Raw genomic sequence first — 22,972 nt, forward strand, 5'->3', positions numbered from 1 at the left:
AGGTTACCTGGATACCTGGTTCACCACGTTGGCGAGGTCGCGGCCGTCACGGAGTCGTTCGCAGTTGTCCACCGCGAACTCCAGATACCGGCGCATGGTGTCGGCGGTGAACCATGTCACGTGCGGGGTGAGCACCACGTTGGTCAGCCCGAGCAGCGGGTTGTCGGCCGGCACCGGCTCGACGGCGAACACGTCGAGTCCGGCGGCGGCGAGCCGCCCGGTGCGCAGGGCCTCGACCAGCGCGCGTTCATCGACAATCGGCCCCCGGGAGGTGTTGATCAGCACCGCGCCCGGCTTCATGTTGCCCAGCTCCGCGCGGTTGAGCAGGCCGGCGGTGGCGTCGGTCAGCGGCAGGTGCAGCGAGACGATGTCGCTCTGCGTCAACAGGTCCGCTCTGGTGCGCCAGCCGGGGCTGCCGTCGTCGCCGGTACTGGTGTGAATCACCTCGGCGCCCATCGCGAGCAGGATGCGCTCGACCTGCCTGGCGATGTTGCCGTAACCGATCAGTCCGACGGTGCAACCGCCGATGTCGCGTACCGTCTCGCCCAGCGTCGGATCCGGCGGCCAGCCGTGCCCGGCCCGGGTTGCGCGATCCAGCTCGGGCAGCCTGCGCAGCGCGGCCAGCATCAGCAGCAGTGTGCCCTCGGCGACCGATCGGGCATTGGCACCCGGCATGTTGGCCACCGCGACATCGCGTGCCGTCGCGGCGTCCACGTCGATGGTGTTGACGCCCGCGCCCAGCTTCTGTACCAGGCGCAATCGGTGGGCCTGGGCCAGGTCCTCCCCCGAAAGCGGGCGCAGCACATGCCAGATGACCTCGGCCTCGGGCAGCTCCCGGTAGAAGGTCTCCTCGTCATCTTCGGCGCAGAACCGCAGATCGAGCCAATCGGTGTATGGAGCAAGGAATTTCGAGACCCTGCTGTCGGCGCCACCGGGGTCGAAGTGTGCGAGGACTCTCACCACCGGCGTGCGATCCACCTGGCGATCGTATCGGCCTTCTCCGACCGGGCGCCCGGCGTGGTGAAGTAGTGGTCGGTGTCGACCGAGCACATCGTCTTGTCGGCGCTGCCGAGCGCGTCGTGGATCCGCTGCGCATCGGAGGGGTAGACGCCGGTGTCCTGGTCGGCGTTGATGACCAGCGCGGGACAGGTGATGCGGGCCAGGTGCGGCTCGGCGCGGGTCTGTGCGTGCCGCAGACTCCACATGCCCAGCCAGTTGCGCAGGGTGCATGCCGCGGCGATGCCGTGCGTGGAGCGGTTGGCCCTGGCCGGCTCGCCGGCGTAGCACATGTTGGCGGGTCGCCGCGTCGGTTCGAGGGTGGGGTCGACCATGCGTGGGTCGGCCCAGGTGCGCATGACCGTGAACGGCCGGTCGGAGAAACCGGCCGCACGGACCCGGATCAGCTCCGCTTCAGCCCAGTCGGTGATCGCCTCGTTGCGGGCGACCTGGGCGGCCCGGTACCTCGTGACGAACTCCTCGTCGTAAGGGGGTCCGTGACGTTCGTTGAACAGGTCGAGGTCGGAATCTGTTGCCACGGCGTCATTCTCGTCGACGACGGCGGCGTCCATCCACGCGGTGAGCACATCGGGTCGTCCGGGGTGCGCGGCGCTGGCGATATAGCCGTCGGCCGGCGGCAGGTCGTCGAGGCCGGCGGCTGGGTGCATCCCGTCCAGCGGTGTGACGTGCCCGTCCACGGCATGCGCCTGATACGCGGCCATCAAGGACCCGCCGCCGGAATTGCCCAGCAGGATCACGGTTTCGATACCTTGAACGTCGCGCAGCCAGCGGATCCCGACGGCGATGTCGACGAGGGCGTGGTCGAGCAGGAAGCTGCTCTCGAATCCGCGGAATCGGGTGTTCCAGCCCAGGAAGCCGATGCCGCGGGTGGCCATGTAGTCGGCCAGATAATGCTCGGAGAAGTCGATCTGGTAGTGCGTCGCGACCATCGCGACCCGGGGTTTGCGGCCCATCCCGCGGTGATAGAGGCCCTGGCACGGATGTCCGCCGGAGCCGGCCCGCCGGGCGGTGGGAGAGTCCAGCCCGACGAACTCGCGGGTGACTCCGGCGGCGGTGGCAGAGCTTGTTCGGCTCATGGCTGGACGCCCTCCGAGTGATAGATGGTGCGGTAGAAGATGTCGGCGAGGGTCTTGATGCAGGCCTCGTCGTCGACGTCGGTCACGGGACGGCCCCCCACCCCGGACAGTTGGGTGTAGCAGAACTGGTTGAGCATCGACACCAACGCCACTGCCACCAGTCCGGCATCGTTGCCGGGGCAGAAGCCCTGTCGCTGTGCCTGTTTGACCAACGAGGTGATCAGCGCGATGGGAAGCGAGCAGATCTGGTTCCAGTACTCGGCGAAATCCTCGTTGATCATCGCCAGCTGGCTGACGCTGATGATCTCGGCGAGCCGGTTGCGGTAGGTGTTCCAGTGCGCTGCTGCGGCGTGGTGGGACCGCTCCCGGTTGCTCAGGCCGGGCCGGGCGGCCGCCTGCGCGCGGCTGCGAGCCTCGTCGCGAAAGCGGACGGCCCACTCGCGGACCATCGCCTCTTTGGAGTCGTAGTAGTTGTAGAAGGACGCCGTGGACCGGCCGGCCTCACCGGCGATATCGGCGACGGTGGTCGCCAGGATCCCTTTCCGTGCGATGACCGCGCGCGCCGCTGCGTCGATCGCGGCCTGGGTCTGGCGCCCGCGCAGCGTCGGAAGTTCCTCGCGCGGACTGACACTCACGTGGCCATCACGTGCGCTGCCCCTTTCGAACCGATTCGGACCCGGCGGATCGTTGAACTGAAACTGAACCTGATGTTAGATTCAGTTTCGCTCCGTGGCCAGGCCTCGGACGGTCAGGGAAGGTGCGAACGTGATCAAGCCGAACAATCGCAACACCGAATTCGAACTCGGCGGCATCAACCACGTAGCCCTGGTGTGCTCGGACATGCAGCGCACGGTGGACTTCTACAGCAACGTGCTGGGGATGCCGCTGGTCAAGTCGCTCGATCTTCCCGGCGGCATGGGGCAGCACTTTTTCTTCGACGCGGGCAACGGTGACTGTGTGGCGTTCTTCTGGTTCGCCGACGCCCCGGACCGCGTTCCGGGAATCTCGTCACCGGAGGCCATTCCGGGCATCGGGGATATCGTCAGCGCCGTCAGCACCATGAATCACCTGGCTTTTCACGTGCCTGCCGACAAGTTCGACGAGTACCGCCGGCGCCTCAAGGACAAGGGGGTGCGTGTCGGGCCGATCCTCAATCACGATGAGAGCCCGGCACAGGTATCGGCAACTCTGCATCCCGGGGTGTACGTGCGGTCGTTCTATTTCCTCGACCCGGACGGAATCACCCTCGAATTCGCCTGTTGGACCAAGGAATTCGGGGAGGCTGACGCGGCCACGGTGCCCAAGACCGGCGCGGACCGCCGGGTGCCGATCTCCGGTTAATCCCGGTACAGCGCGGGGTCGCCCAGTCGGTCGATCAACGCACCCAGCTGCGCGGCCAGTTGGTGCGGGGTGAAGTCCAGATCGCCGGCCAGCCACGCGCTCAACGTCTGGGCCACCCCGCCGACCACAAAATGGCCGGCCGCCCGGATCCGTTCGTTGGCCTCCAGGTGCAGCGCGGTACCGGCGTGTTGGCCGGACAGCAAGGCGAACAGCGCTCCGGACTCGGCGCGCTTGCGGACCACCACCGGGTTGTCCAGGCGGGTGCTGAACAGCAGTCGGCCCACCCGGGCGTCGCCGGAGATGGTGCCGACGATGTTGGCCATACCCTGGTGGCTCTGCTCGCGGGCCGGTGCCGCGGCGACGGCAGCCTGGGTGGTGGCCGCAATGTCGGCGACGACCCAGTCGAAGACCGCCCCGACGAAAGCGTCCTTGTCCGGGAAGCTCTCGTAGAAGTAGCGCGCGGCCAACCCGGACCGGGTGCAGATGGCCCGCACCGTCAGATCCGCCGGAGTCGACTGTCCACCGAGCAGGTCGAGACCGGCTTCCAAGAGGCGCCTCCGGCGTTCGGCGACCCGCTGCGGCGCCTGGACGCCGCGGTACGGACGAACCTGACCCATGAAACCCATATTGACACCCGTCACAGTGAGGGGCAATATCAGGAAACAGGCGTTCGCAGAATTGCCCCGTCCTGCCCGCCGAGAGGAGATCCGCTCGTGACTCTGGACGAACCGGTCCGCGCGTCGGCAGCTCAGGACAAAGATCGGGGCTCCACCCGAGACGAGGGCATGCTCGGGTTGGGCCTGCTCGCCGGTCCGGCCAACGTGATCATGCAGCTGGCCCGTCCGGGCGTCGGGTACGGCGTGGTGGAGAGCCGGGTCGAGAGTGGTCGCATCGACCGCCACCCGATCAAGCGGGCCCGCACCACGTTCACCTATCTGGCGGTGTCGACCAACGGCACGCCCGAACAGCAGGCGGCCTTCCGGCGCGCGGTGAACCGGGCGCATGCGCAGGTGTACTCCACCGAGGACAGCCCGGTGACCTACCACGCCTTCGACAAGGAATTGCAGCTCTGGGTGGGTGCCTGCCTCTACCAGGGTGTCGTCGACGTGCACCGGTTGTTCGGCGGGGAGCTCGACGAGCGCAGCGCAGACCGGCTGTATCTGCAGGGGCGCGCTCTGGCGACGATGTTGCAGGTGCCCGAGGACATGTGGCCGCCGGACCGCGCCGCCTTCGATCGCTACTGGCACGCAGCGCTCGATGAGGTGCACATCGACGACACGGTGCGGGAGTTCCTCTATCCGATCGCGGCGTCTCGGCTACCCGGCTTTGCGTTGCCGGGGCCGCTGCAACGTCAACTGGACAAGGTGGCGTTGCTGATCACCACCGGGTTCCTGCCGCAGCGCTTCCGTGAGGAAATGCGGCTGCCCTGGGACCCGCTGCACCAGCGCAGGTTCGACCGGTTGATGACGGCGCTGCGCTTGATCAACCGCGTCTCACCACGGTGTGTCCGCGAGTTCCCGTTCAACATCCTGCTCGCCGACCTCGACTGGCGCATGCGGACCGGCCGCCCGCTGGTCTGATCGGTGACCCGGTTCACGGGCACCCAGCGCCGCGTGCGTCTCGACACTTAGGCTATGCGATGCTAACTTCAGCAAAAGTTAGCTTAGCCATACATAAGTCGTCGCAAGGAGATGCGGGGGACGGGATCCGGGCACGTCGCGGATCACGCGCCGCGAACACAGTTCATGGAATCTGGGAGTGACACGATCGCGGGCGCGGGCGCACCGACGCGCGTCGACGCGGGGTCGGCGCTGCGCGTCGATCCGGATGTCGTCAGCAGGTTCGCCACCTGCTGCCGCGCGCTGGGCCTGTCGGTACACGACCGTCGGCGACCTGCTGATCTGGCCGCGGCCCGAAGCGGCTTCGCCGCGCTGACGCGCATCGCGCACGAACAGTGCGACGCCTGGACCGGGCTGGCCGCCGCGGGCGCCACCTCCCCGCAGGTCATCGAAGCCGTGTGGCAAACATCGGGAACAGCCGGGGTGCTGCAGCAGCAGGTGGATCTGGCGCCCGATGCGCTGGGATTCGGCTACGACACCGGGCTGTACCTGGAGTTCCGTGCGACCACCCGGGACGACTTCGCGCTGGCCTACGCCGTGCGGCTGTGCGACGCGGGCCGCTACGAGGAAGCCGACGAACTCATCGCCGGGCTACTCGAACACCGGTCGGCCTGGTGGGAGGCACGCTGGGTGCGTGCGGTGCTGCACTACCGGACAGCGCGGTGGTCCGATGTGGTCCGAATGCTGACCCCGCTGGTGGCCGACCGGTCCCTCGCAGAGACCCCCGCGCATGCCGCGCGGGTGGCGCTCGGCACCGCGCTGGCCCGGCTGGGTATGTTCGCGCCCGCACTGTCCCATCTGGAACGGCCCGAGGGACCCGTGGCGGCCGCGGCCGTGGACGGCGCCCTGGTCCAGGCGCTGTGCCTGCGCGCCCAGGGTGAGGACGACGACGCCACCGAGCTGCTGCAGGAGATCTACGCCGCCAATCCGGAGAACGCGCAGATCGAGGAGGCGCTGTCGGACACCAGCTTCGGCATCCCGACCACGACCGCGGCACGCATCGAGGCACGCAGCAACCCGTGGGATCCCGCGACCGAGCCCGGCGAGGCCGATTTCGTCGACCCGGGCGCCAAGGACCGCAAGGCCCACCTGCTCATCGAGGCCGAAGCCGAACTCGCCGAGTTCATCGGCCTCGACGAGGTCAAGTACCAGGTGGCACGCCTGAAGAGCTCGGTGGCCATGGCGATCCGTCGCCAGGAGCGCGGGCTCGCCGTGGCGCAGCGCACCAACCACCTGGTGTTCGCCGGCCCGCCCGGAACCGGTAAGACCACCATCGCCCGCGTGGTCGCCAAGATCTACTGCGGTCTCGGCCTGTTGAAGAAGGAGACCGTCCGTGAGGTGCACCGGGCCGATCTGATCGGTCAGCACATCGGTGAGACCGAGGCCAAGACGAACGCCATCATCGACAGCGCTCTCGACGGAGTGCTGTTCCTCGACGAGGCATACGCCCTGGTGTCCACCGGTGCCAAAAACGACTTCGGACTGGTGGCCATCGACACGCTGCTGGCCCGGATGGAGAACGACCGCGACCGTCTGGTCGTCATCGTCGCCGGATACCGCAAAGACCTCGACACCTTCCTCGACACCAACGAGGGCCTGCGGTCCCGATTCACCCGAAGCATCGACTTCCCCTCGTACTCAGGCAAGGAGCTCGTCGAGATCGCTACCCGGATGGCCGAGAAGCGTGACTCGCGCTTCGAGGACGCGGCCCGCAGAAACATGGAGCAGCTCTTCGAGTATCTGGCGCAGGCCACCACACCCGATGCCGCCGGAGTGGATCGGCGCAGCCTCGACATCGCCGGCAACGGCCGCTTCGTCCGTAACCTCGTCGAGCGCTCCGAGGAGGAGCGCGAGTACCGGCTCGACCACTCGGATTCGGATGACTTCACCGACGACGAGCTGATGACGATCACCGCCACCGACGTGGCCAATTCGGCCGGTCCGCTGCTGCGCGGGCTGGGTCTGTCCATGCCCCAACATCTTTCGGAACAACTGTGAGCACGCCCGACGAGCAGCGGCGGTCGTTCAGCTCCCGCACGCCCGACAACGAGAACCCCGATCGGGTCAACTATCGGCGCGGGTTCGTCACCCGGCACCAGGTCACCGGGTGGCGATTCGTGATGCGCCGCATCGCATCCGGGGTGGCCCTGCACGACACCCGGATGCTGGTGGACCCGCTGCGCACCCAGTCCCGCTCCGTGCTGGTCGGCGCGCTGATCCTGGTGACCGGACTGATCGGCTGCTTCCTGTTCTCGCTGATCCGGCCGTCAGGTGCCGCCGGTACCGACGCCGTGCTCGCCGACCGTGACACCGCGGCGCTCTACGTCCGTCTCGGTGAGCAGCTGCACCCGGTGCTCAACCTCGCCTCGGCTCGTCTGATCACCGGCCGGCCCGACAATCCGACGATGGTCAAGAGCAGTGAACTGGACAGGCTCGCCCGCGGCAACATGATCGGTATCCCCGGTGCGCCGGAACGCATGGTTGCCACCACCAGCAGGGACGCCTACTGGACGGTGTGCGACGCCGCCACCGGGGCAGCCACCGGAGTCACGCTGATCGCCGGAGCGCCCGCCGACGGCGGTGAGCGGGCCGCGGTGCTGCCCGCCGGGACCGCCGTGCTCGTCGAGAACGGCGGCCGGACCTGGCTGCTGTGGGACGGCAAGCGCAGCGCGGTCGACCTCGCCGACCGCGCGGTCACCAGTGGCCTCGGCATCGGTGCCGACGTTGCTGCGCCGCAACCCATCTCGGATGGCTTGTTCAACGCCATCCCCGAGGCCCCGGCCCTGGTCACGCCGGTGATCGCCGACGCCGGCCAACCGTCGGCGGCCGCGCTGCCAGAACCCCTTCCGGTCGGCGCCGTCGTGGTCTCCTACGACACCGACACCGCCCTCCGGCACTATGTCGTCCTCGCCGACGGTGTGCAGCCGATCTCGCCGGTGGTGGCGGCGATCCTGCGCAACACCAACTCCTACGGGCTGGCCCAGCCGCCGCGGCTCGACGCCGACGTGGTGGCCCGGATCCCGCAGGTCACCGGCGTGGACTCGGCCGCCTACCCGAGTGAGCGGGTCACCCTCGTCGACCTCGCTGCCCGCCCGGTCGTCTGCTCGACGTGGGCGCAACCCGAAGGCGCCCGGGAGAGTTCGGTGACCCTGCGATCCGGCGCGATGCTGCCGATCGCCGAAGACGTGCACACCGTGAAACTGGTCAGCTCCGGCGTCCCGGGCGGACCCGCGGACCGGGTGGCGCTCCCGCCGGGTAGCGGCTACTTCGTCGACAGCGGCGGATCGTTGTTCTGGATCAGCGACACCGGCGTGCGCTACGGCATCGAGACCGGCCCCGAGACCGGTACTGGCGGCACGGATTCGGTGGCCGCCCTCGGGCTCACCACCGCGCCGCTGCCGATCCCGTGGTCGGTGCTGTCCCAGTTCGCCGCCGGGCCGACCCTGTCGCGGGCCGACGCGCTGCTGGCCCACGATTCGCTGGCCCCCAACCCGGCACCGGCCCGGGTGGAGACGACCTCTGCGTTGGAGGGACCATGAGCAGGCTGATCTTCGAGCACCGCAAGCGGGTGCCCGCGCCGGCAGTCCCCAGGGGCACCGTCACCATCGAGCCGCCCCCGGAACTGCCGCGGGTGGTGCCGCCGTCGCTGTTGCGGCGTGCGCTGCCGTATCTGATCGTCATCCTCATCGTCGGTATGATCGTCGCGCTCGTGGCGACCGGTCTGCGGATGGTCTCGCCGACCATGTTGTTCTTCCCGTTCGTACTGCTGCTCGCGGCGACCGCGCTGTACCGGGGAACCGACAACAAGATGCGAACCGAGGAGGTCGACGCCGAGCGCGCCGACTACCTGCGGTACCTGTCGGTGGTGCGCGACAACGTGCGTGCGCACGCCGACCAGCAGCGAGCCGCGCTGCAATGGTCGCACCCGGCGCCCGACGCCCTCGGCGCGGTGGCCGGCACTCGGCGGCAGTGGGAGCGCGATCCGCACGACCCCGACTTCCTGGTGCTGCGCACCGGCCTGCACGATCAACCGCTGGCCACCACGCTGCGGGTCAAGGACACCGCCGATGAGATCGACCTGGAACCGGTGTCGCACAGCACTTTGCGCAGCCTGCTCGACACCCAGCGCACCGTTCACGACGCCCCCGCAGGCATCGACCTGACCAAGGTGGCCCGGATCACCGTGGTCGGTGCGGAGGCCGACTTCACCAGCGCGGTCCGGGCCTGGATCGCGCAGGCAGTGACCTGGCACGACCCGTCGGTGCTCGGCGTCGCGTTCGCCGGTGCCCGCCTGGAAACCGATTCGTGGTCCTGGCTCAAGTGGTTGCCGCACACCGATGTACCCGGACAAGTGGACGGGGTGGGCCGGGCCCGCTACCTGGCCGCCGACCCCGACGACCTACTAGGCCTGCTGGCCCCGGCGCTGGCCGGACGGGGCCCGTTCACCGGTGACGGGCCCGTGGACACCCGGCATCTGCTGGTGGTGCTCGACGATCCCGCCGCCGACCCCGGCCAGTTCGTCGGCCGTGGCCTGTCCGGCATGACCGTCATCCACCGCACCGACTCCGAACCCGACCCCGATCAGTACGCGGATCCGGAACGGCCGGTGCTGCGTCTGGCGTCGGGACGGATCGAGCGGTGGCAGAACGGGAGCTGGGCACCGTTCGTCGACACCGCCGACCGGATGGCATCCGAGGATGTTCGGCACCTCGCGCGGCGGCTCGCCCGGTGGGATTCCAACCCGCACCACGGCCGGTCTGCCAGCACGGGCGGCGCGGCGTTCACCACGCTGCTCGGCATCGCGGATGCGTCCGCGCTCGACGTCGCCGCGTTGTGGGCGCCCCGCAACCGAGACGACGAACTGCGGGTGCCGATCGGGGTGACCGCGACCGGAGAACCGCTGATTTTCGACCTCAAGGACGAAGCCGAGGGCGGGATGGGCCCGCACGGCCTGATGATCGGCATGACCGGATCGGGCAAATCGCAGACCCTGATGGCGATCCTGTTGTCGCTGTTGACAACCCACCCGGCGGACCGGCTGATCGTGATCTACGCGGACTTCAAGGGTGAGGCGGGGGCCGATATCTTCCGCAACTTCCCCCAGGTGGTCGCGGTGATCTCCAACATGGCCGAGAAGCGGTCACTGGCCGACCGATTCGCCGACACACTGCGTGGCGAGGTGGCCCGACGTGAGCAGTTGCTCAAGGAGAGCGGCCGCTGGGTCCAGGGCAGCGCGTTCAATTCGGTCACCGAGTACGAGAACGCCCGCGCTTCCGGCGTCGGAGCGGCCGCGGACCTGCCGCCGATACCGACGCTGTTCGTGGTGGCCGACGAATTCACGCTGATGTTGGCCGAACACCCGGAGTATGCCGAACTTTTCGATTACGTCGCCCGCAAAGGCCGGTCGTTCCGGATCCACCTGTTGTTCGCATCTCAGACGCTCGACGTCGGTCGGATCAAGGACATCGACAAGAACACCTCGTACCGGATCGGCCTCAAAGTGGCCAGCCCCAGCGTGTCCCGCCAGATCATCGGTGTCGAGGACGCCTACCACATCGAGTCCGGCCGGGACCACAAGGGGGAAGGCTTCCTGGTGCCCGCCCCCGGGGCCCGGCCGATCAAGTTCCGCAGCACCTATGTCGACGGCATCTACGAACCACCCCGGGTGGACCGGTCCATCGTGGTGCACGCCGTCCCGAAGCCGCAGCTGTTCAGCGCGGGGTGGGTCGATCCGGAACCGGACACGGTGATCGTCGACGATGGCGCCGATGTCGACGTGCTGCCACCGCGCAAGTTGATCACCACGATCGGTGAGCAACTGGCCCACTACGGCCCGCGCGCGCCGCAGTTGTGGTTGCCCCCGCTCGACGATCCCATCCCGCTGCGCGACGTGCTCGAGCGCTCCGGAGTCGATGCGCGGCAGTGGCGCTGGCCGCTCGGTGAGATCGACCGTCCGTTCCAGATGCGCCGCGATCCGCTGGTCTTCGACGCCACCTCGGCGGCCGCCAATGTGGTGATCCACGGCGGCCCGAAGTCCGGGAAGTCCAGCGCGCTACAGACATTCGTGCTGTCGGCAGCAGCCCTGCACGCGCCGGGCGACGTGTCCTTCTACTGCTTGGATTACGGCGGCGGCCGGCTGCGAGAACTGGAGCGCCTGGCCCACGTCGGCAGCGTGGCCTCCCCGCTGGAGCCCGAGCGCATCCGGCGTACCTTCGGGGAGCTGGAGCAACTGCTGCGCGCCCGTCAGCAGCACAGCGCCACCGCGGGCGGCGGCGGATACCGGGACGGCTACGGTGAGGTCTTCCTGCTGATCGACAACCTCTACGCGTTCAGCCGGGACAACACCGACACCTTCAACGCACGAAACCCGTTGCTGGCCAAGGTGACCGAGCTGGTCAACACCGGGTTGTCCTACGGCATCCACGTGGTGATCACCACCCCGAACTGGCTCGAGGTGCCGTTGGCGATGCGCGACGGGCTCGGACTTCGACTGGAGCTGCGGCTGCACGACGCCCGGGACAGCAATGTGCGGGTGGTCGCCAAGGACGCTGCCCTGCGCCGGCCCGCCGAGAGCGTGCCCGCCGATCAACCCGGGCGCGGCCTCACCATGGCCGCCGAGCACTTCCTGTTCGCCGCTCCGGCAACGGAGTCCATCCCCGCACTCAATGCCCGTTACCCGGACCAGAGTGCGCCGCCGGTCCGGCTGTTGCCGAAGGACCTGTCACCGGCTGCCTTCCCGACGCTTTACCCCGCCCCGGAGCGAGTGGTCGTCGGCCGGCGCGAAGAGGACCTCGCCGCGGTCACCGTCGATTTCACCGACAACCCGCTGATGATGGTGTTCGGCGATGCGAAAACCGGCAAGACCACCCTGCTGCGGCATCTGATCCGCACGATCCGGGAGAACTCACGCCCCGACCAGGTCGCGTTCACCGTGATCGACCGTCGCCTGCAACTGGTCGACGAACCCCTCTTCCCGGACAACGAGTACACGCCGAACATCGACCGGATCACCCCGGCGATGCTCGGGCTGTCGGCGCTGCTCGAAAAACGCCGTCCGCCTGCGGGTCTGAGCCCACAGGAGTTGAGCCGGTGGGACTTCCGTGCCGGCTCCAACGGTGCGGGCAGCCACCTGCACTACCTGATCATCGACGACGTCGACCAGATACCCGACGGTCCCGCCGTCAGCGGCCCCTTCGCCGGGCAGCGGCCGTGGACCGCGCTGATCGGATTGTTGGCGCAGGCGTCGGATCTGGGTCTGCGCGTGATCGTCACCGCACGGGCAGCCGGGTCGGCACACGCGGTGATGACCGCACCGCTGCTGCGCCGCCTCAACGATCTGCAGGCCATGACATTGCTGCTGTCGGGCAACCCGCAGGACAGCGGCAAGATCCGCGGTCACCGCTTCGCCCGGCTGCCGGTCGGCCGGGCCATGCTGCTCGACGACACCGACAGCCCGACGTTCGTCCAGCTCGTCAACCCACTGGCCGAGGACACGGCCGCCCGATCCGGCCGCAGCGGAAAGGAATACAGCTGATGACCCTGCGTGTAGTCCCTGAGGGCCTGACCGCCGCCGCGGCGGCGGTGGAGGCACTCACTGCCCGTATGGCGGCGGCACACGCCGCCGCGGCGCCCGTGGTCACCGCAGTGCTCCCGCCGGCGGCGGATACGGTATCCCTGCACACCGCAGCAGGTTTCAGTGCCACCGCGGCCGAGCACCAGACCGTGGCCGCCCACGGCGTCGAGGAGCTCGGACGGTCCGGTCTCGGGGTCGCAGAGTCGGCGGCGTCCTACGCCGGCGGTGACGCGATGGCCGCGTCCGCCTACCTGATCGCCCGGGGCTGAGGGTGTCCTCCCCGGTCTGGATGGCGCTGCCACCCGAGGTGCATTCCACGCTGCTCAGCAGCGGCCCCGGCCCGGGTTCGTTGCTCGCCGCGGCGGCGGCCTGGCAGTCGCTGAGCGCCGAGTACGCCTCGGCGGCAGCAGAACTCACCGGCATTCTGGCCGGGGTGCAGGGCGGTGCCTGGGAGGGTCCCAGCTCCGAGCAGTATGTCGCGGCGCACACCCCCTACCTGGCCTGGCTGGCCCGTCAGAGTGCGAACAGTGCCGCCTCGGCGGTGCAGCACGAGACCGCGGCAGCGGCGTACGCCACCGCGTTGGCGACCATGCCGACGCTGCCCGAACTGGCGCTCAACCACACCACCCACGCCGTGCTGGTTTCCACCAATTTCCTGGGCATCAACACCATCCCGATCGCGCTCAACGAGGCCGACTACGTCCGGATGTGGATCCAGGCGGCGACCACGATGGCGACCTACCAGGCCGTCTCCGGTGCCGCGCTGGCCGCGAGCCCCGCCGCGACGCCGGCACCGTTCGTGCTGACGCCCGGGGTGGGGGAGGCAGGGCGGGCCGCCGCCGACGCCACCGCATCCGCCGCCCAGGTCCAGGCCGCCGAGGCCGGCTCTGCCCTGGACCTGTCGAACATCATCGCCGACCTGATCCGGGCCTACGGTGAGCTGCTGAGAACCCTGTTCGAGCCGATCTTCGACTTCCTGCGCGATCCGCTGGGCAACACGATCAGGCTCATCACCGACTTCCTGACCAACCCGGCGCAGGCGCTGATCGTCTGGGGGCCGTTCCTGTCGGCCGTGGCCTATCAGGCGATCTCGTGGGTCGGAGCGTCGATCCTGTATCCGTCACTGCTCTTGCTGCCGCTGTTGGCGACCACGCTCGCGATCGTGCTCGGGGTCGGTGCGTACCTGCTGGAGAACCTGCCGGCCCCCGCCGAAGACACCCCCGCCGAGGAGCCCGCAGCATCGCCGGCGCCCGCTCCCACCCGCGCCGACCAGCCCGGTCCCGCGGTCGCGATCTCCGCACCTCCACCACCGAGCAGCGTGGCGGCGACGGTCAGCACCGTCACCACCGGAACCGCACCGGCTCCCGGTGCTCCCGCGACCGCCGCCGCCCCGTTTGTGCCGTACGCCGTGGCCGGCCGGGACCCCGGCACGGGTTTCTCGCCGACAGTGCGTGATTCCAGCAGTGCCAAGGCTCCGGCCGCGGGCATCCCGGCCGCGGCGGCCGGCGTGGCGGCCTCGGCTGCCGAGCGGCGCAAGCGCAGGCGCCGGCAGAAGGACGAGATCACCGGCCGCGCCTACGCCGATGCGTACGCCGACTACGAGCCCGAACCCGACGACGAACCGCCGGCACCCCGGGAGCCGCGGATCACCGCCACCGGACGGGGAGCGGGTCCGATGGGCTTCGCCGGCACCGTGTCCAGGGAGACCGAACGAGCCGCGGGGCTGACCGCGCTGTCCGGCGACGCGTTCGGGGGCGGACCGAAAGCCCCGATGCTGCCTACCGGCTGGGACGCCGACACCGAGCCCGATGATCATCACGACCACCCCGATGGACACCCCGATGGAAAGGAACAACCATGAGCATGCTGGACGCTCACATCCCGCAACTGGTCGCGTCGGAGGCCGCTTTCGGCGCGAAGGCAGGTCTGATGCGCAGCACCATCGCCCAGGCCGAACAGGCAGCGCAGTCCGCTCAGGCCTTCCACATGGGAGAGTCCTCGGCCGCGTTCCAGGCCGCGCACGCCCGCTTCGTGGAGGCCTCGGCGAAGATCAACGCCCTGCTGGATCTGGCGCAGGCCAACATCGGTGACGCCGCGGGCTCCTATGTCGCCGAAGATGCCGCTGCGGCAAGCAATTACACCGCAATCTGACCCCGTCCGCCGACCACCACAGGAGAAGAGACCGCAATGTCGCAGATCATGTACAACTACCCGGCGATGCTCGCGCACGCCGGCGAGATGAACGGCTACGCCGGAGCGCTGCACGCCGTGGGTGCCGATATCGCCGGCGAACAGACCGCGCTGCAGAGTGCCTGGCAGGGCGATACCGGTATGACGTACCAGGCCTGGCAGGCGCAGTGGAACGCCGCCATGGAGGAGCTGGTCCGGGCCTATCGCGCGATGGCCAGTACCCACGAGATGAACACCACCTCGATGGCCGCGCGCGATCAGGCCGAAGGCGCCAAGTGGGGCTGATCGGTACCCGTGCGCGCTGATGCCGTCGAACTGAACGCCGAGACGGCCTGGTTCCTGGCGGACATTCTCGGTGCCGGCACCTTCCCCTGGGTGCTGGCGATCACCCCGCCCTACAGTGAGCACTCACAGCGGGCCCGGTTCGAAGATGAGCAGCTGCAGCGACTGATGGATCTGGGTGTGATGAGTGCCGACCGCACCGTGAATCCTGCGGTGGCACGGTGGATTCGGTTGGTATGCCGACCGCTGCAGTGGCTGGAGCTGAGATTCGTCGGCACCCGCGGGGCTATGCTGCGCGGCATCATCGCCCGGGATGGGTCGCGGACGGTCGTCGCGATGCGCAGCGCAGGTCTGGTCACGCTGACCGAGATGCAGCTCGATCATCCGCAGGCACTGGTGCCGGTGCTGACCGCCGGGCTCTCCGGCCGGGCGCCCGCGCAGTTCCCCGAGTTCTCGTTGCCCGCTCGGGTCGGTGCCCGCGCCGACGACCAGATCCGCCGTGGCACCCCGGTCGGTGAGCTGCTCGACTACCTCGGTGTCCCCCCGTCCGCGCGCCCTGTGGTGGTGGCCGCGTTCGAGGAGTCCCGCAGCTACGTCGAGATCGTGGCCGGCCAGCACCGGGACGGACACCGCCTGAGCACCGACGTGGGGGTCAGCATTGTCGACACGACGGCCGGGCGGGTGCTCGTCAGCCCGACCCGGGCCCCCGACGGCGAATGGATCTCGACCTTCGCGCCGGGCACGCCGTTCGCCGTGGCCGCCGCGGTGGAGCGGCTGACCGGAGCATTGCCGGACGGGCCGTGGTTCCCGGACCAGGCCGTCACCAGAGACTTCGAGGACCGCACGGTCGACACCAGAAGCCGGAGAGAAGAGATATGCCACCGTTAGATCCGAACACCGCGACCGCCGTCGGCGCCGCCGGCGTCGCCATACCGATCGTCCGCGTCGCCGTACTGACCGCCGCGCTCGGCGACGACGACAGCGGCGAGCAGCCCGGTCGCATCACCGAGATCGCGTTGCCCGCCGCACTCGCGCTGCGCGAGATCATTCCCGCGGTGCAGCGCATCGTGGCGCCGGGCGACGACTCGTCCGGTGCTGCCCAGCAGCTCAGCCTCGCACCGATCGGCGGTGCACCGTTCAGTCTGGACGCCACCTTGAACACCGTCGGTGTGGTCGACGGCGATCTGCTGGCGCTGCAGCCGGTGCCGGCGGGTCCGCCCGCACCCCGGATCGTCGAGGACATCGCCGACGCCGCGATGATCTTCTCCACCTCCCGTGAAAAGCCCTGGGGGTCAGCCCACATCCGACGCGGAGCGACCGCTGCGGTGATCGCGGTGCTGCTGGTGGCCACCGGTCTGGCTGTGGCGCACCGGGTGTTCACCGACTCGTTGGTCGGCCTGTTCGCGGTCAGCGCAGTGGCCATCGGGGCGGTGCTGGGTGCGCTGGTGGCCCGCGCCCGCTCGCCGCGACTGGCCACCGTGCTGGCCGCCGCTGCGCTGCCGTCGGTGGCAGCGGCCTTCGCCCTCGCCGTGCCGGGGGCCTTCGGCGCGTCCAACATCGTGCTGGGCGCAGCCGGGGTGGCGGCCTGGTCGGTCATCAGCATCACCGTCGGGGAGCGTGCGGTCGCACTGTTCACCACTGCGGCCGCCTCCGCGCTGGGCGTGCTGCTGGTCTCCGCGGCAGCGGCGCTGTGGACGCTGACGCCGGTGCACATCGGTTGCCTGCTGATCCTGGTGGCGTTGTTCGTCACGGTGCAGGCCGCGCAGTTGTCCGCGATGTGCGCCCGCCTGCCGGTGCCGGTGATTCCCGCGCCCGGGGACCCCACCCCGTCGGCACCGCCGCTGCGGGTGCTCGCCGACCTGCCCCGTCGTATCCGGGTGAGCGACGCGCATCAGACGGGTTTCATCGCCGCCGGGGTGCTGCTCGCGGCGGCGGGTTCGGTGTTCGTGGTGTGGCCCGGTCTCGGAGGCGACGGCAGTGCGTCGCCGTGGGCGTGGTTCCTGGTGGGGGCCAGCGCTCTCGGCGCCGTATTGCGGGCGCGGGTCTGGGATTCCGCGTCCTGCAAGGCGTGGCTGCTCGGCCAGCCGTTCCTGGTCGCCGTCGCGCTGCTGGGCATCTTCGCGGTGTCGGGCCGCTACACCGCGGCCTGGTGGGCGCTGGGGGCGATGGTGGTGCTGGCCGCAGCGTGGGTGGTGGCCGCCCTGAACCCACGCATCGCCGAACCGCAGACGTATTCGCTGCCCATGCGCCGGCTGCTCGGTTTCGCCGCCGCGGCGGTAGACGCCTCGGTGATCCCGGTGATGGCCTACCTGGTAGGGCTTTTCGCCTGGGCACTGAACGGATTCTGAGAGTGATTCCGCAGCAATGATCCATCGAACGGTGATCCGGCGCGTGGGTGCGTTGACAGCGGTGACCGCCACCGTGCTGGCGGCCGGTGCCTCGCCCGCGGCCGCGATAGCACCCCCTGAGCTGGATCCGGCCGTGCCCCCGCCGAGCGGCAGCGCCGGTCCGGTCGGCGCCATGAGTCAGCGTAATCCGTGTGTGGAGAGCGCCGTGCTCCCCGGGACCGACCCGGGGGCGGTCAACCCGAATCAGCTGGCGCTCAACCTGGACGAGGCCTGGACCTACAGCCGGGGTGAGGGTCAGACGGTCGCGGTGCTCGACAGCGGGGTCACACCGGGTCCGCGGCTTCCCGACGTCGACGCCGGTGGCGACTACGTCGCATCGGGCGACGGGCTGACCGACTGCGACGGTCAGGGCACCCTGGTCGCCGGGCTCATCGCCGGAAAGCCTGCGACCGACGGCTTCTCGGGGGTGGCGCCGGCAGCCCGGATCCTGGCGATCCGGGTGGCATCGGCCCGCTACGCGCCGAGCGCCGGCGGGGAGGACCCCGCTCTGACCCGCGCAAACCTCGAAACGCAGGCGATGGCGCGCGCGATCGTGCGTGCCGCGGACCTGGGCGCCCGGGTGATCGCCGTCTCCGCGGTGACCTGTGTGCCGGCCGGCAAGAACTTCGACCAGACCGAACTCGGGGCAGCACTGCGCTACGCCGCGGTGGAGAAGGACGTGGTGATCGTCGCGGCCGCGGGTGACGGCGGGGGCACCTCCGCGACCGGATGCGGCTCGAATCCGTTGTCCGATCCGGCGACACCCTCGGATCCGCGCAACTGGTCCGGGGTGGGCGCGGTGTCAATTCCGGCGTGGTGGCACGACTTCGTGCTGTCGGTCGGCTCCCTGCGCGCCGACGGCACGCCGTCGTCGTTCACCATGGCCGGGCCCTGGGTCGGGACCGCCGCCCCCGGAGAGGCCATCGCGTCGGTGAGCAACGACGCGGCCGGCGGGCTGGCCAACGGTATGCCGAACAACCAGGACGAATTCGACCCGATCCGGGGCACCGCATATGCGACGGCGTACGTGGCAGGTGTCGCGGCCTTGGTGCGCAGCAGGTTTCCGGACCTGACCGCCGGGCAGGTCGTCGAGCGTCTCACCGGTACCGCGCGATCGGCGGCCCGATCGCCGTCGAACCTGGTGGGCGCCGGCCGTATCGACCCGGTCGCAGCGCTGACGTGGAATATCCCATCCGCCGAACAGATCGGCCCGCGCTCACCGGGTTCGATCACCGAAGCGGTTGCCGCCCCGCCCGCCGCCCCGCCCAGGGATCCGGTGCCGCGGGCCGTCGCGTTCACCGGGGTCGGTCTGCTGGCACTCATCGTGCTGGCCGCAGGCGTGGTGCGGGGCAAACGTAAGGAGACATCGTGATGACCGTCCGGCTCACCCTGGCCGCATTGTTCGCCGTTGCCGCGGCGATGGCATACCCGTGGCAGTCGGTGCCCGACAGGTGGCTGCTCGGTGTTTCCGTCGCGGTGGTGATCGTGCTGTTCGCGCGCTGGCGCGGCGCATTCCTGACCACCGTGGTAGGACGCCGGCTGGCAATGCTGTTGCGCCGCGGCAGGATCCGCACGCCGGGCACGTCCGACGAGTACGCCACCGTCACCCTGCGCATCGAACCGAGGATGACCGCGGAGTTGCCGCTGGATCTGGCGGCCGGCTACCTGGACCGTTACGGCATCAGCTTCGACAAGGTTCGCATCACCAGCCGCGACGTGGCCGGTACCGGTGTCACCTGGGTGGGTCTGACCCTCGGCGCGGCCGACAACGTCGCGGCGCTGTCCGCCCGGTCGGCCCGGATCCCGTTGCGGGACACCGCTGAACTGGCCGGCCGCCGGCTTGCCGACCATCTCCGGGAAGCCGGCTGGGAGGTGGTGGTCGACGACACCCCGGACGCCCCGGTGTCCGCCTCGGCCACCGAGCGATGGCGTGGTGTCGACGACGGCCAGGGCTTCCTGGTGGCCTACCGGATCACCGTCGACGAGCGACTCGACGAGACGCTGTCTGCGGTGCGCGCCGCCGACGCCGCCGAGACCTGGACGGTCGTCGAATTCACCGGCAGCAGAACCCGGCCCGCGCTCGCGGCAGTGTGCGTGCTGCGCACCTCGCAACGACCGGGTGCCCGGGCCCCGCTGGCCGGGCTGACCCCCGAGCACGGACGCCACGCAGCAGCGTTGGCCGCTTCCGCGCCCGGATCGCATCGGCGCCTGCTCGGCGCCGCGACCCCGATTCCGCTCAGTCGAACATGAACGCACCGAGAAAGCGGGTCATCCGGCGCAGGTAGTCGGGCTGGCTGACGTGCAGCACATGGTTGCCGGGAAACCAATGGAACGTGCAGCGATCCCAGTGCCGCCACAGCAGTTCGGCCTGCTCGGGGGGCGCCAGCCGGTCGCCGAGCCCTGCGATGATCAGCCGGCGATCCTTGGGAACCAGCGGTCGGTAGTTCAGCGGTGACGAGTACCTGGTGGCGCCGCCGACCAGTTCGGAATCGGTTCGTGCGATCCGATCACGCAGTGCGACAACCTTGTTCGCGGGAAACCACTCCTCGACCGTACGATCCGGGGTGACGACCGGCACGTTCGGGATCACCGCCTGGATCCGGTCGTCGACACTGGCGATCAGGGCGGCGGTGTATCCGCCCAGCGACATTCCGGTCAACGCGATGCGGTCCACGCCGGTGAACTCGAGGTAGTCGATGATCGAGCGGAAGTCGTGTACCGCCTGCGCCATCGCTTCGGCGAAACCGGCCATGCCGTGCGCGAAGTAACCGTGTCCGCTGAACGGGGAGTACCTCTCGGCGCGGCGCCCGTGAAACGGCAGCGTGTAGAGCAGCACGTCGTAACCGCTGCGGTAGAACCAGGGCAGCGAGAAGAACAGCCCGTTGAACAGGTAAGCCGATCCCATGAAGCCGTGGATCAGGCACAGCGTGGGCCGTGGCCCGTCGTCGTGACGCCAGTGCTGGGCGTGCACCACGTTGTTGCGGACGAAACCCGCGCACTGGTCCCGCAAGGCCGGGTTGACCGCCTGGAAGCTGCTGTTGAAGCGGATGTTGCGGACGGTGCCGCGGGCCACCCATTCCGCAATCGGGTCGGCCGGCCTCGACGACACCCGTGGTGGCGACGCCGGGGTGGGGAAGGCCAGCGCCGGGTCCTGGGCGGCCGCCAGTTCGGCGTAGAACTTCAGGTGTTCGCGCTCGGTCGTGGTGTTCGAGCCGCGCAGTGCGGCGGCCACCCCCGGCACCATCGTCACGCTCAGCAGCGAGGCGATGGAGGTGCGCAGCGCCAGATCGGCGACCGCCGACGAGTCGACGATCAGGCGCTGCTTGAGCGTCAGGTCGACCCGTCTGGGCAGACCGCGTGCGGTGGCATCGGCGCCGGGCACGTCCGGAACCGGGATGGGCGACGCCTCGGCGGGCACGCTGTCAGGCTCCACGTGGGGCATGCTAGCCGGTCAGCGCCGCCACGCCTGCTCTCTGAGCAGGCGCAGACCGTTGAGGCCCACCAGGATGGTCGATCCCTCATGCCCGGCCACACCCAACGGGAGCGGCAGATGTCCGACCAGATCCCAGGTGACCAGGACGACGATGAACGTTGCGGCGATGGTCAGATTGGCCACCACCACCCGTCGCGCGCGCCGGGCCAGCGCAACCACGGCGGGCAGCGTGGACAGGTCGTCACGGGTGATCACGCCGTCTGCGGTGTCGAGCGCCAGGTCCGAGCCGGTACGCCCCATGGCGATCGACACGTGGGCGGTTGCCATCGCCGGGGCGTCGTTGATCCCGTCGCCGACGAGCAGCATCCGGGCGCCGCCGGCCTCGAGGTCGCGCACCGCGGCGGCCTTGTCCTGAGGTAGCAGGCCCGCCCCGACGTCGGTGATGCCCACCGTGTCGGCCAGCTGGGTGGCCGCGCGTGCGTTGTCACCGGTCAGCAGCACCGGTCGGACACCGGTGAGTTCGGTGAGTGCGGTGACGGCGTCGGCCGCCTCCGGCCGCGCGCGGTCGGCGAGACCGAGTACCCCCGCGCTGCGGCCGTCGATCCGGACGACGACCGCGGTGTAGCCGGCATCCTCGAACTCTTCGACGGTGGCGCGGGCCGCTGCCGAGTCGTCGAGCAGCACCGGACTGCCCACCTCGACGACGTGGCCGTCCACCGTCGCGGTCACGCTCCGGCCGGTTGCGGAGGAGAACTCGGTCGCGTGCCGGGACCGCACCCCCGCGGCCCGTGCCGCGCCGACGACGGCGCCGGCCAGCGGGTGGCTGGACGACGCTTCTGCGGCGGCGGCCACCGAGAGCAGCTCGGCATGCGACCATCCCGAGTCCGGCACCGGCAGGACCGCGACCACCTGCGGAGTGCCTGTGGTCAGAGTGCCGGTCTTGTCGAATGCCACCCGGTCCACCGTGGCCAGTTTCTCCAGCACCACCGCGGACTTGACCAGCACTCCGTGCCTGCCGGCGTTGGCGATCGCGGCCAGCATCGGAGGCATGGTGGACAGCACCAGGGCACACGGTGAGGCCACGATCATGAAGGTCATCGCGCGCAGCAGTGCGGACTGCAGCGATTCGCCGAGCAACATCGGGATGGCGAACAGCGCGACAGTGGCGACGACCATGCCCACCGAATAGCGTTGCTCCACCTTCTCGATGAACAGCTGGGTGCGCGCCTTGCTGGCACTGGCTTCGGTGACCATCGCAGAGATGCGGGCGATGACGGTGTCGGCTGCCGGGCGGGTCACCCGAACCCGCAGCGCACCGGTCCCGTTCACGGTTCCGGCGAACACCCCATCGCCCGGGGTCTTGATCACCGGCGAGGACTCGCCGGTGATGCTGGCCTGGTCGACCTCACCGGAACCGTCGAGCACGACGCCGTCGCCACCGATCCGCTCGCCGGGCCGGACGATGAGCACATCGCCGACATCGAGACTGGCGCTGTCGACCGACTCCTCGTCGCCGCCGGCGGTCAGGCGGGTCGCGGTCGGGGGAGCGAGGTCGAACAGTCGCCGCACCGAGTCCTCGGTCCGCTGGGTCGCGACCGCCTCCAGCGCACCCGATGTGGCGAAGATGACGATCAGGAGAGCCCCGTCGAAAACCTGCCCCAGGGCCGCGGCCCCGATCGCCGCGACGACCATCAGCAGGTCGACGTCGAGGGTGCCCCCGCGCAGTGCTCTGGCCCCCTCCAGTCCGGGGAGCCATCCGCCGCTGAGGTAACAGGCCAGGTAGAGCGACCAGAACAGCCAGTCCGGGGCGCCCGCCAGGTGGGCGGCGCCGCCGGCGGCGAACAACATCAGCGCCGTCAGCGCCCAGCGCACCTCGGGCAGGCCCCGGGCGCCTGCGATCAGGCTCGGTGTTCGGTCGCCGGCATCGGTGTGCTGTTCGTTCTCGTGTTCGTGCCCGGCGTGGGCCACGACCCCCGGATGGGGGTGTGGAGGTGGCGCGGGTGCGTCCCCGGGCGGGCAGTGGGTGGCGCAAGACATACCGCCACATTATCGGC

19 protein-coding genes are annotated in these 22,972 nt (G+C 69.7%); 13 read left to right on the forward strand and 6 right to left on the reverse strand.

Annotation, left to right across the window (positions count from 1 at the left end):
- Positions 1–3 precede the first annotated feature (3 nt).
- From ACNUDN_RS01855 to ACNUDN_RS01865, 3 genes are read right to left on the reverse strand one after another with little or no spacing between them, the layout of a single operon-like run.
- A complete protein-coding gene (locus ACNUDN_RS01855) occupies positions 4–960 on the reverse strand; it encodes a 2-hydroxyacid dehydrogenase (protein WP_419124975.1) in 957 nt (318 codons plus the stop codon).
- Positions 957–2,093 (reverse strand): alpha/beta hydrolase, encoded by a 1,137-nt coding sequence (locus tag ACNUDN_RS01860; RefSeq protein WP_419120359.1) that lies wholly within the window; start codon positions 2,091–2,093, stop codon positions 957–959. Before ACNUDN_RS01860 ends, ACNUDN_RS01855 begins: the two co-directional genes overlap by 4 nt.
- A complete protein-coding gene (locus ACNUDN_RS01865; RefSeq protein WP_419120360.1) occupies positions 2,090–2,728 on the reverse strand; it encodes a TetR/AcrR family transcriptional regulator in 639 nt (212 codons plus the stop codon). The genes ACNUDN_RS01860 and ACNUDN_RS01865 overlap by 4 nt, the downstream gene beginning before the upstream one ends.
- A gap of 130 nt (positions 2,729–2,858) precedes the next feature.
- Between ACNUDN_RS01865 and ACNUDN_RS01870 the strand changes: the two genes are divergently transcribed.
- Positions 2,859–3,434, forward strand: coding sequence for a VOC family protein (locus tag ACNUDN_RS01870; protein ID WP_419120361.1), 576 nt, complete (start codon positions 2,859–2,861; stop codon positions 3,432–3,434).
- Here ACNUDN_RS01870 and ACNUDN_RS01875 read toward each other — a convergent pair.
- Positions 3,431–4,060: a TetR/AcrR family transcriptional regulator gene (locus tag ACNUDN_RS01875; protein ID WP_419124976.1), complete on the reverse strand. Its 630-nt coding sequence runs from the start codon at positions 4,058–4,060 to the stop codon at positions 3,431–3,433. The genes ACNUDN_RS01870 and ACNUDN_RS01875 overlap by 4 nt on opposite strands.
- Positions 4,061–4,153: 93 nt before the next feature.
- Between ACNUDN_RS01875 and ACNUDN_RS01880 the strand changes: the two genes are divergently transcribed.
- The 12 genes from ACNUDN_RS01880 to eccE all read left to right on the forward strand — a co-directional run bounded on the left by ACNUDN_RS01880 (position 4,154) and on the right by eccE (position 19,735).
- The gene (locus tag ACNUDN_RS01880) at positions 4,154–5,014 is read left to right on the forward strand and encodes an oxygenase MpaB family protein (RefSeq protein ID WP_419124977.1); all 861 of its coding nucleotides are present in this window, start codon (positions 4,154–4,156) and stop codon (positions 5,012–5,014) included.
- A 165-nt stretch (positions 5,015–5,179) separates the two neighbouring features.
- Entirely contained in the window at positions 5,180–7,051 is a 1,872-nt protein-coding gene (eccA, locus tag ACNUDN_RS01885; RefSeq protein ID WP_419120362.1) for a type VII secretion AAA-ATPase EccA, read from the forward strand.
- Positions 7,048–8,592, forward strand: a complete 1,545-nt coding sequence (eccB, locus tag ACNUDN_RS01890; RefSeq protein WP_419120363.1) for a type VII secretion protein EccB — start codon at positions 7,048–7,050, stop codon at positions 8,590–8,592. The genes eccA and eccB overlap by 4 nt, the downstream gene beginning before the upstream one ends.
- On the forward strand, positions 8,589–12,587 hold the full coding sequence (eccCa, locus tag ACNUDN_RS01895; RefSeq protein WP_419120364.1) for a type VII secretion protein EccCa: 3,999 nt from the start codon (positions 8,589–8,591) through the stop codon (positions 12,585–12,587). The genes eccB and eccCa overlap by 4 nt, the downstream gene beginning before the upstream one ends.
- Positions 12,587–12,895, forward strand: a complete 309-nt coding sequence (locus ACNUDN_RS01900) for a PE family protein (protein WP_419120365.1) — start codon at positions 12,587–12,589, stop codon at positions 12,893–12,895. The genes eccCa and ACNUDN_RS01900 overlap by 1 nt, the downstream gene beginning before the upstream one ends.
- A gap of 2 nt (positions 12,896–12,897) precedes the next feature.
- Positions 12,898–14,487 (forward strand): PPE family protein, encoded by a 1,590-nt coding sequence (locus tag ACNUDN_RS01905; RefSeq protein ID WP_419120366.1) that lies wholly within the window; start codon positions 12,898–12,900, stop codon positions 14,485–14,487.
- Complete coding sequence (locus ACNUDN_RS01910) at positions 14,484–14,777, forward strand: type VII secretion protein EsxS (RefSeq protein ID WP_419120367.1); 294 nt, start codon at positions 14,484–14,486, stop codon at positions 14,775–14,777. Before ACNUDN_RS01905 ends, ACNUDN_RS01910 begins: the two co-directional genes overlap by 4 nt.
- Positions 14,778–14,813: 36 nt before the next feature.
- Positions 14,814–15,101 (forward strand): WXG100 family type VII secretion target, encoded by a 288-nt coding sequence (locus ACNUDN_RS01915; RefSeq protein WP_419120368.1) that lies wholly within the window; start codon positions 14,814–14,816, stop codon positions 15,099–15,101.
- Positions 15,102–15,110: 9 nt separating this feature from the next.
- On the forward strand, positions 15,111–15,986 hold the full coding sequence (locus ACNUDN_RS01920; RefSeq protein ID WP_419120369.1) for an ESX secretion-associated protein EspG: 876 nt from the start codon (positions 15,111–15,113) through the stop codon (positions 15,984–15,986).
- Positions 15,974–17,446 carry a type VII secretion integral membrane protein EccD gene (gene eccD / locus ACNUDN_RS01925; RefSeq protein ID WP_419120370.1) on the forward strand — a complete coding sequence of 491 codons (1,473 nt, stop codon included), beginning with the start codon at positions 15,974–15,976 and terminating at the stop codon, positions 17,444–17,446. The genes ACNUDN_RS01920 and eccD overlap by 13 nt, the downstream gene beginning before the upstream one ends.
- A 16-nt stretch (positions 17,447–17,462) precedes the next feature.
- On the forward strand, positions 17,463–18,857 hold the full coding sequence (gene mycP, locus ACNUDN_RS01930; protein WP_419120371.1) for a type VII secretion-associated serine protease mycosin: 1,395 nt from the start codon (positions 17,463–17,465) through the stop codon (positions 18,855–18,857).
- On the forward strand, positions 18,857–19,735 hold the full coding sequence (gene eccE / locus ACNUDN_RS01935) for a type VII secretion protein EccE (protein WP_419120372.1): 879 nt from the start codon (positions 18,857–18,859) through the stop codon (positions 19,733–19,735). The genes mycP and eccE overlap by 1 nt, the downstream gene beginning before the upstream one ends.
- Here eccE and ACNUDN_RS01940 read toward each other — a convergent pair.
- Positions 19,722–20,927, reverse strand: coding sequence for an alpha/beta hydrolase family protein (locus ACNUDN_RS01940; protein WP_419120373.1), 1,206 nt, complete (start codon positions 20,925–20,927; stop codon positions 19,722–19,724). The two genes, eccE and ACNUDN_RS01940, sit on opposite strands and share 14 nt — an antisense overlap.
- 9 nt (positions 20,928–20,936) lie before the next feature.
- Complete coding sequence (locus ACNUDN_RS01945) at positions 20,937–22,955, reverse strand: heavy metal translocating P-type ATPase (RefSeq protein ID WP_419120374.1); 2,019 nt, start codon at positions 22,953–22,955, stop codon at positions 20,937–20,939.
- Positions 22,956–22,972: the final 17 nt, after the last annotated feature.

The organism is Mycobacterium sp. smrl_JER01 (genome assembly GCF_048513595.2).
Taxonomy (GTDB): Bacteria; Actinomycetota; Actinomycetes; order Mycobacteriales; family Mycobacteriaceae; genus Mycobacterium.

What these genes read in the sequence shown, in the direction of transcription:
- eccD (WP_419120370.1), top strand. Translation starts at nt 15,974, where the DNA reads ATGCCACCGTTAGATCCGAACACCGCGACCGCCGTCGGCGCCGCCGGC.
- ACNUDN_RS01945 (WP_419120374.1), bottom strand. Translation starts at nt 22,955, where the DNA reads ATGTCTTGCGCCACCCACTGCCCGCCCGGGGACGCACCCGCGCCACCT.
- ACNUDN_RS01915 (WP_419120368.1), top strand. Translation starts at nt 14,814, where the DNA reads ATGTCGCAGATCATGTACAACTACCCGGCGATGCTCGCGCACGCCGGC.
- ACNUDN_RS01910 (WP_419120367.1), top strand. Translation starts at nt 14,484, where the DNA reads ATGAGCATGCTGGACGCTCACATCCCGCAACTGGTCGCGTCGGAGGCC.
- eccA (WP_419120362.1), top strand. Translation starts at nt 5,180, where the DNA reads ATGGAATCTGGGAGTGACACGATCGCGGGCGCGGGCGCACCGACGCGC.
- mycP (WP_419120371.1), top strand. Translation starts at nt 17,463, where the DNA reads ATGATCCATCGAACGGTGATCCGGCGCGTGGGTGCGTTGACAGCGGTG.
- ACNUDN_RS01900 (WP_419120365.1), top strand. Translation starts at nt 12,587, where the DNA reads ATGACCCTGCGTGTAGTCCCTGAGGGCCTGACCGCCGCCGCGGCGGCG.
- ACNUDN_RS01875 (WP_419124976.1), bottom strand. Translation starts at nt 4,060, where the DNA reads ATGGGTTTCATGGGTCAGGTTCGTCCGTACCGCGGCGTCCAGGCGCCG.
- ACNUDN_RS01860 (WP_419120359.1), bottom strand. Translation starts at nt 2,093, where the DNA reads ATGAGCCGAACAAGCTCTGCCACCGCCGCCGGAGTCACCCGCGAGTTC.
- ACNUDN_RS01940 (WP_419120373.1), bottom strand. Translation starts at nt 20,927, where the DNA reads ATGCCCCACGTGGAGCCTGACAGCGTGCCCGCCGAGGCGTCGCCCATC.
- eccE (WP_419120372.1), top strand. Translation starts at nt 18,857, where the DNA reads ATGACCGTCCGGCTCACCCTGGCCGCATTGTTCGCCGTTGCCGCGGCG.
- eccCa (WP_419120364.1), top strand. Translation starts at nt 8,589, where the DNA reads ATGAGCAGGCTGATCTTCGAGCACCGCAAGCGGGTGCCCGCGCCGGCA.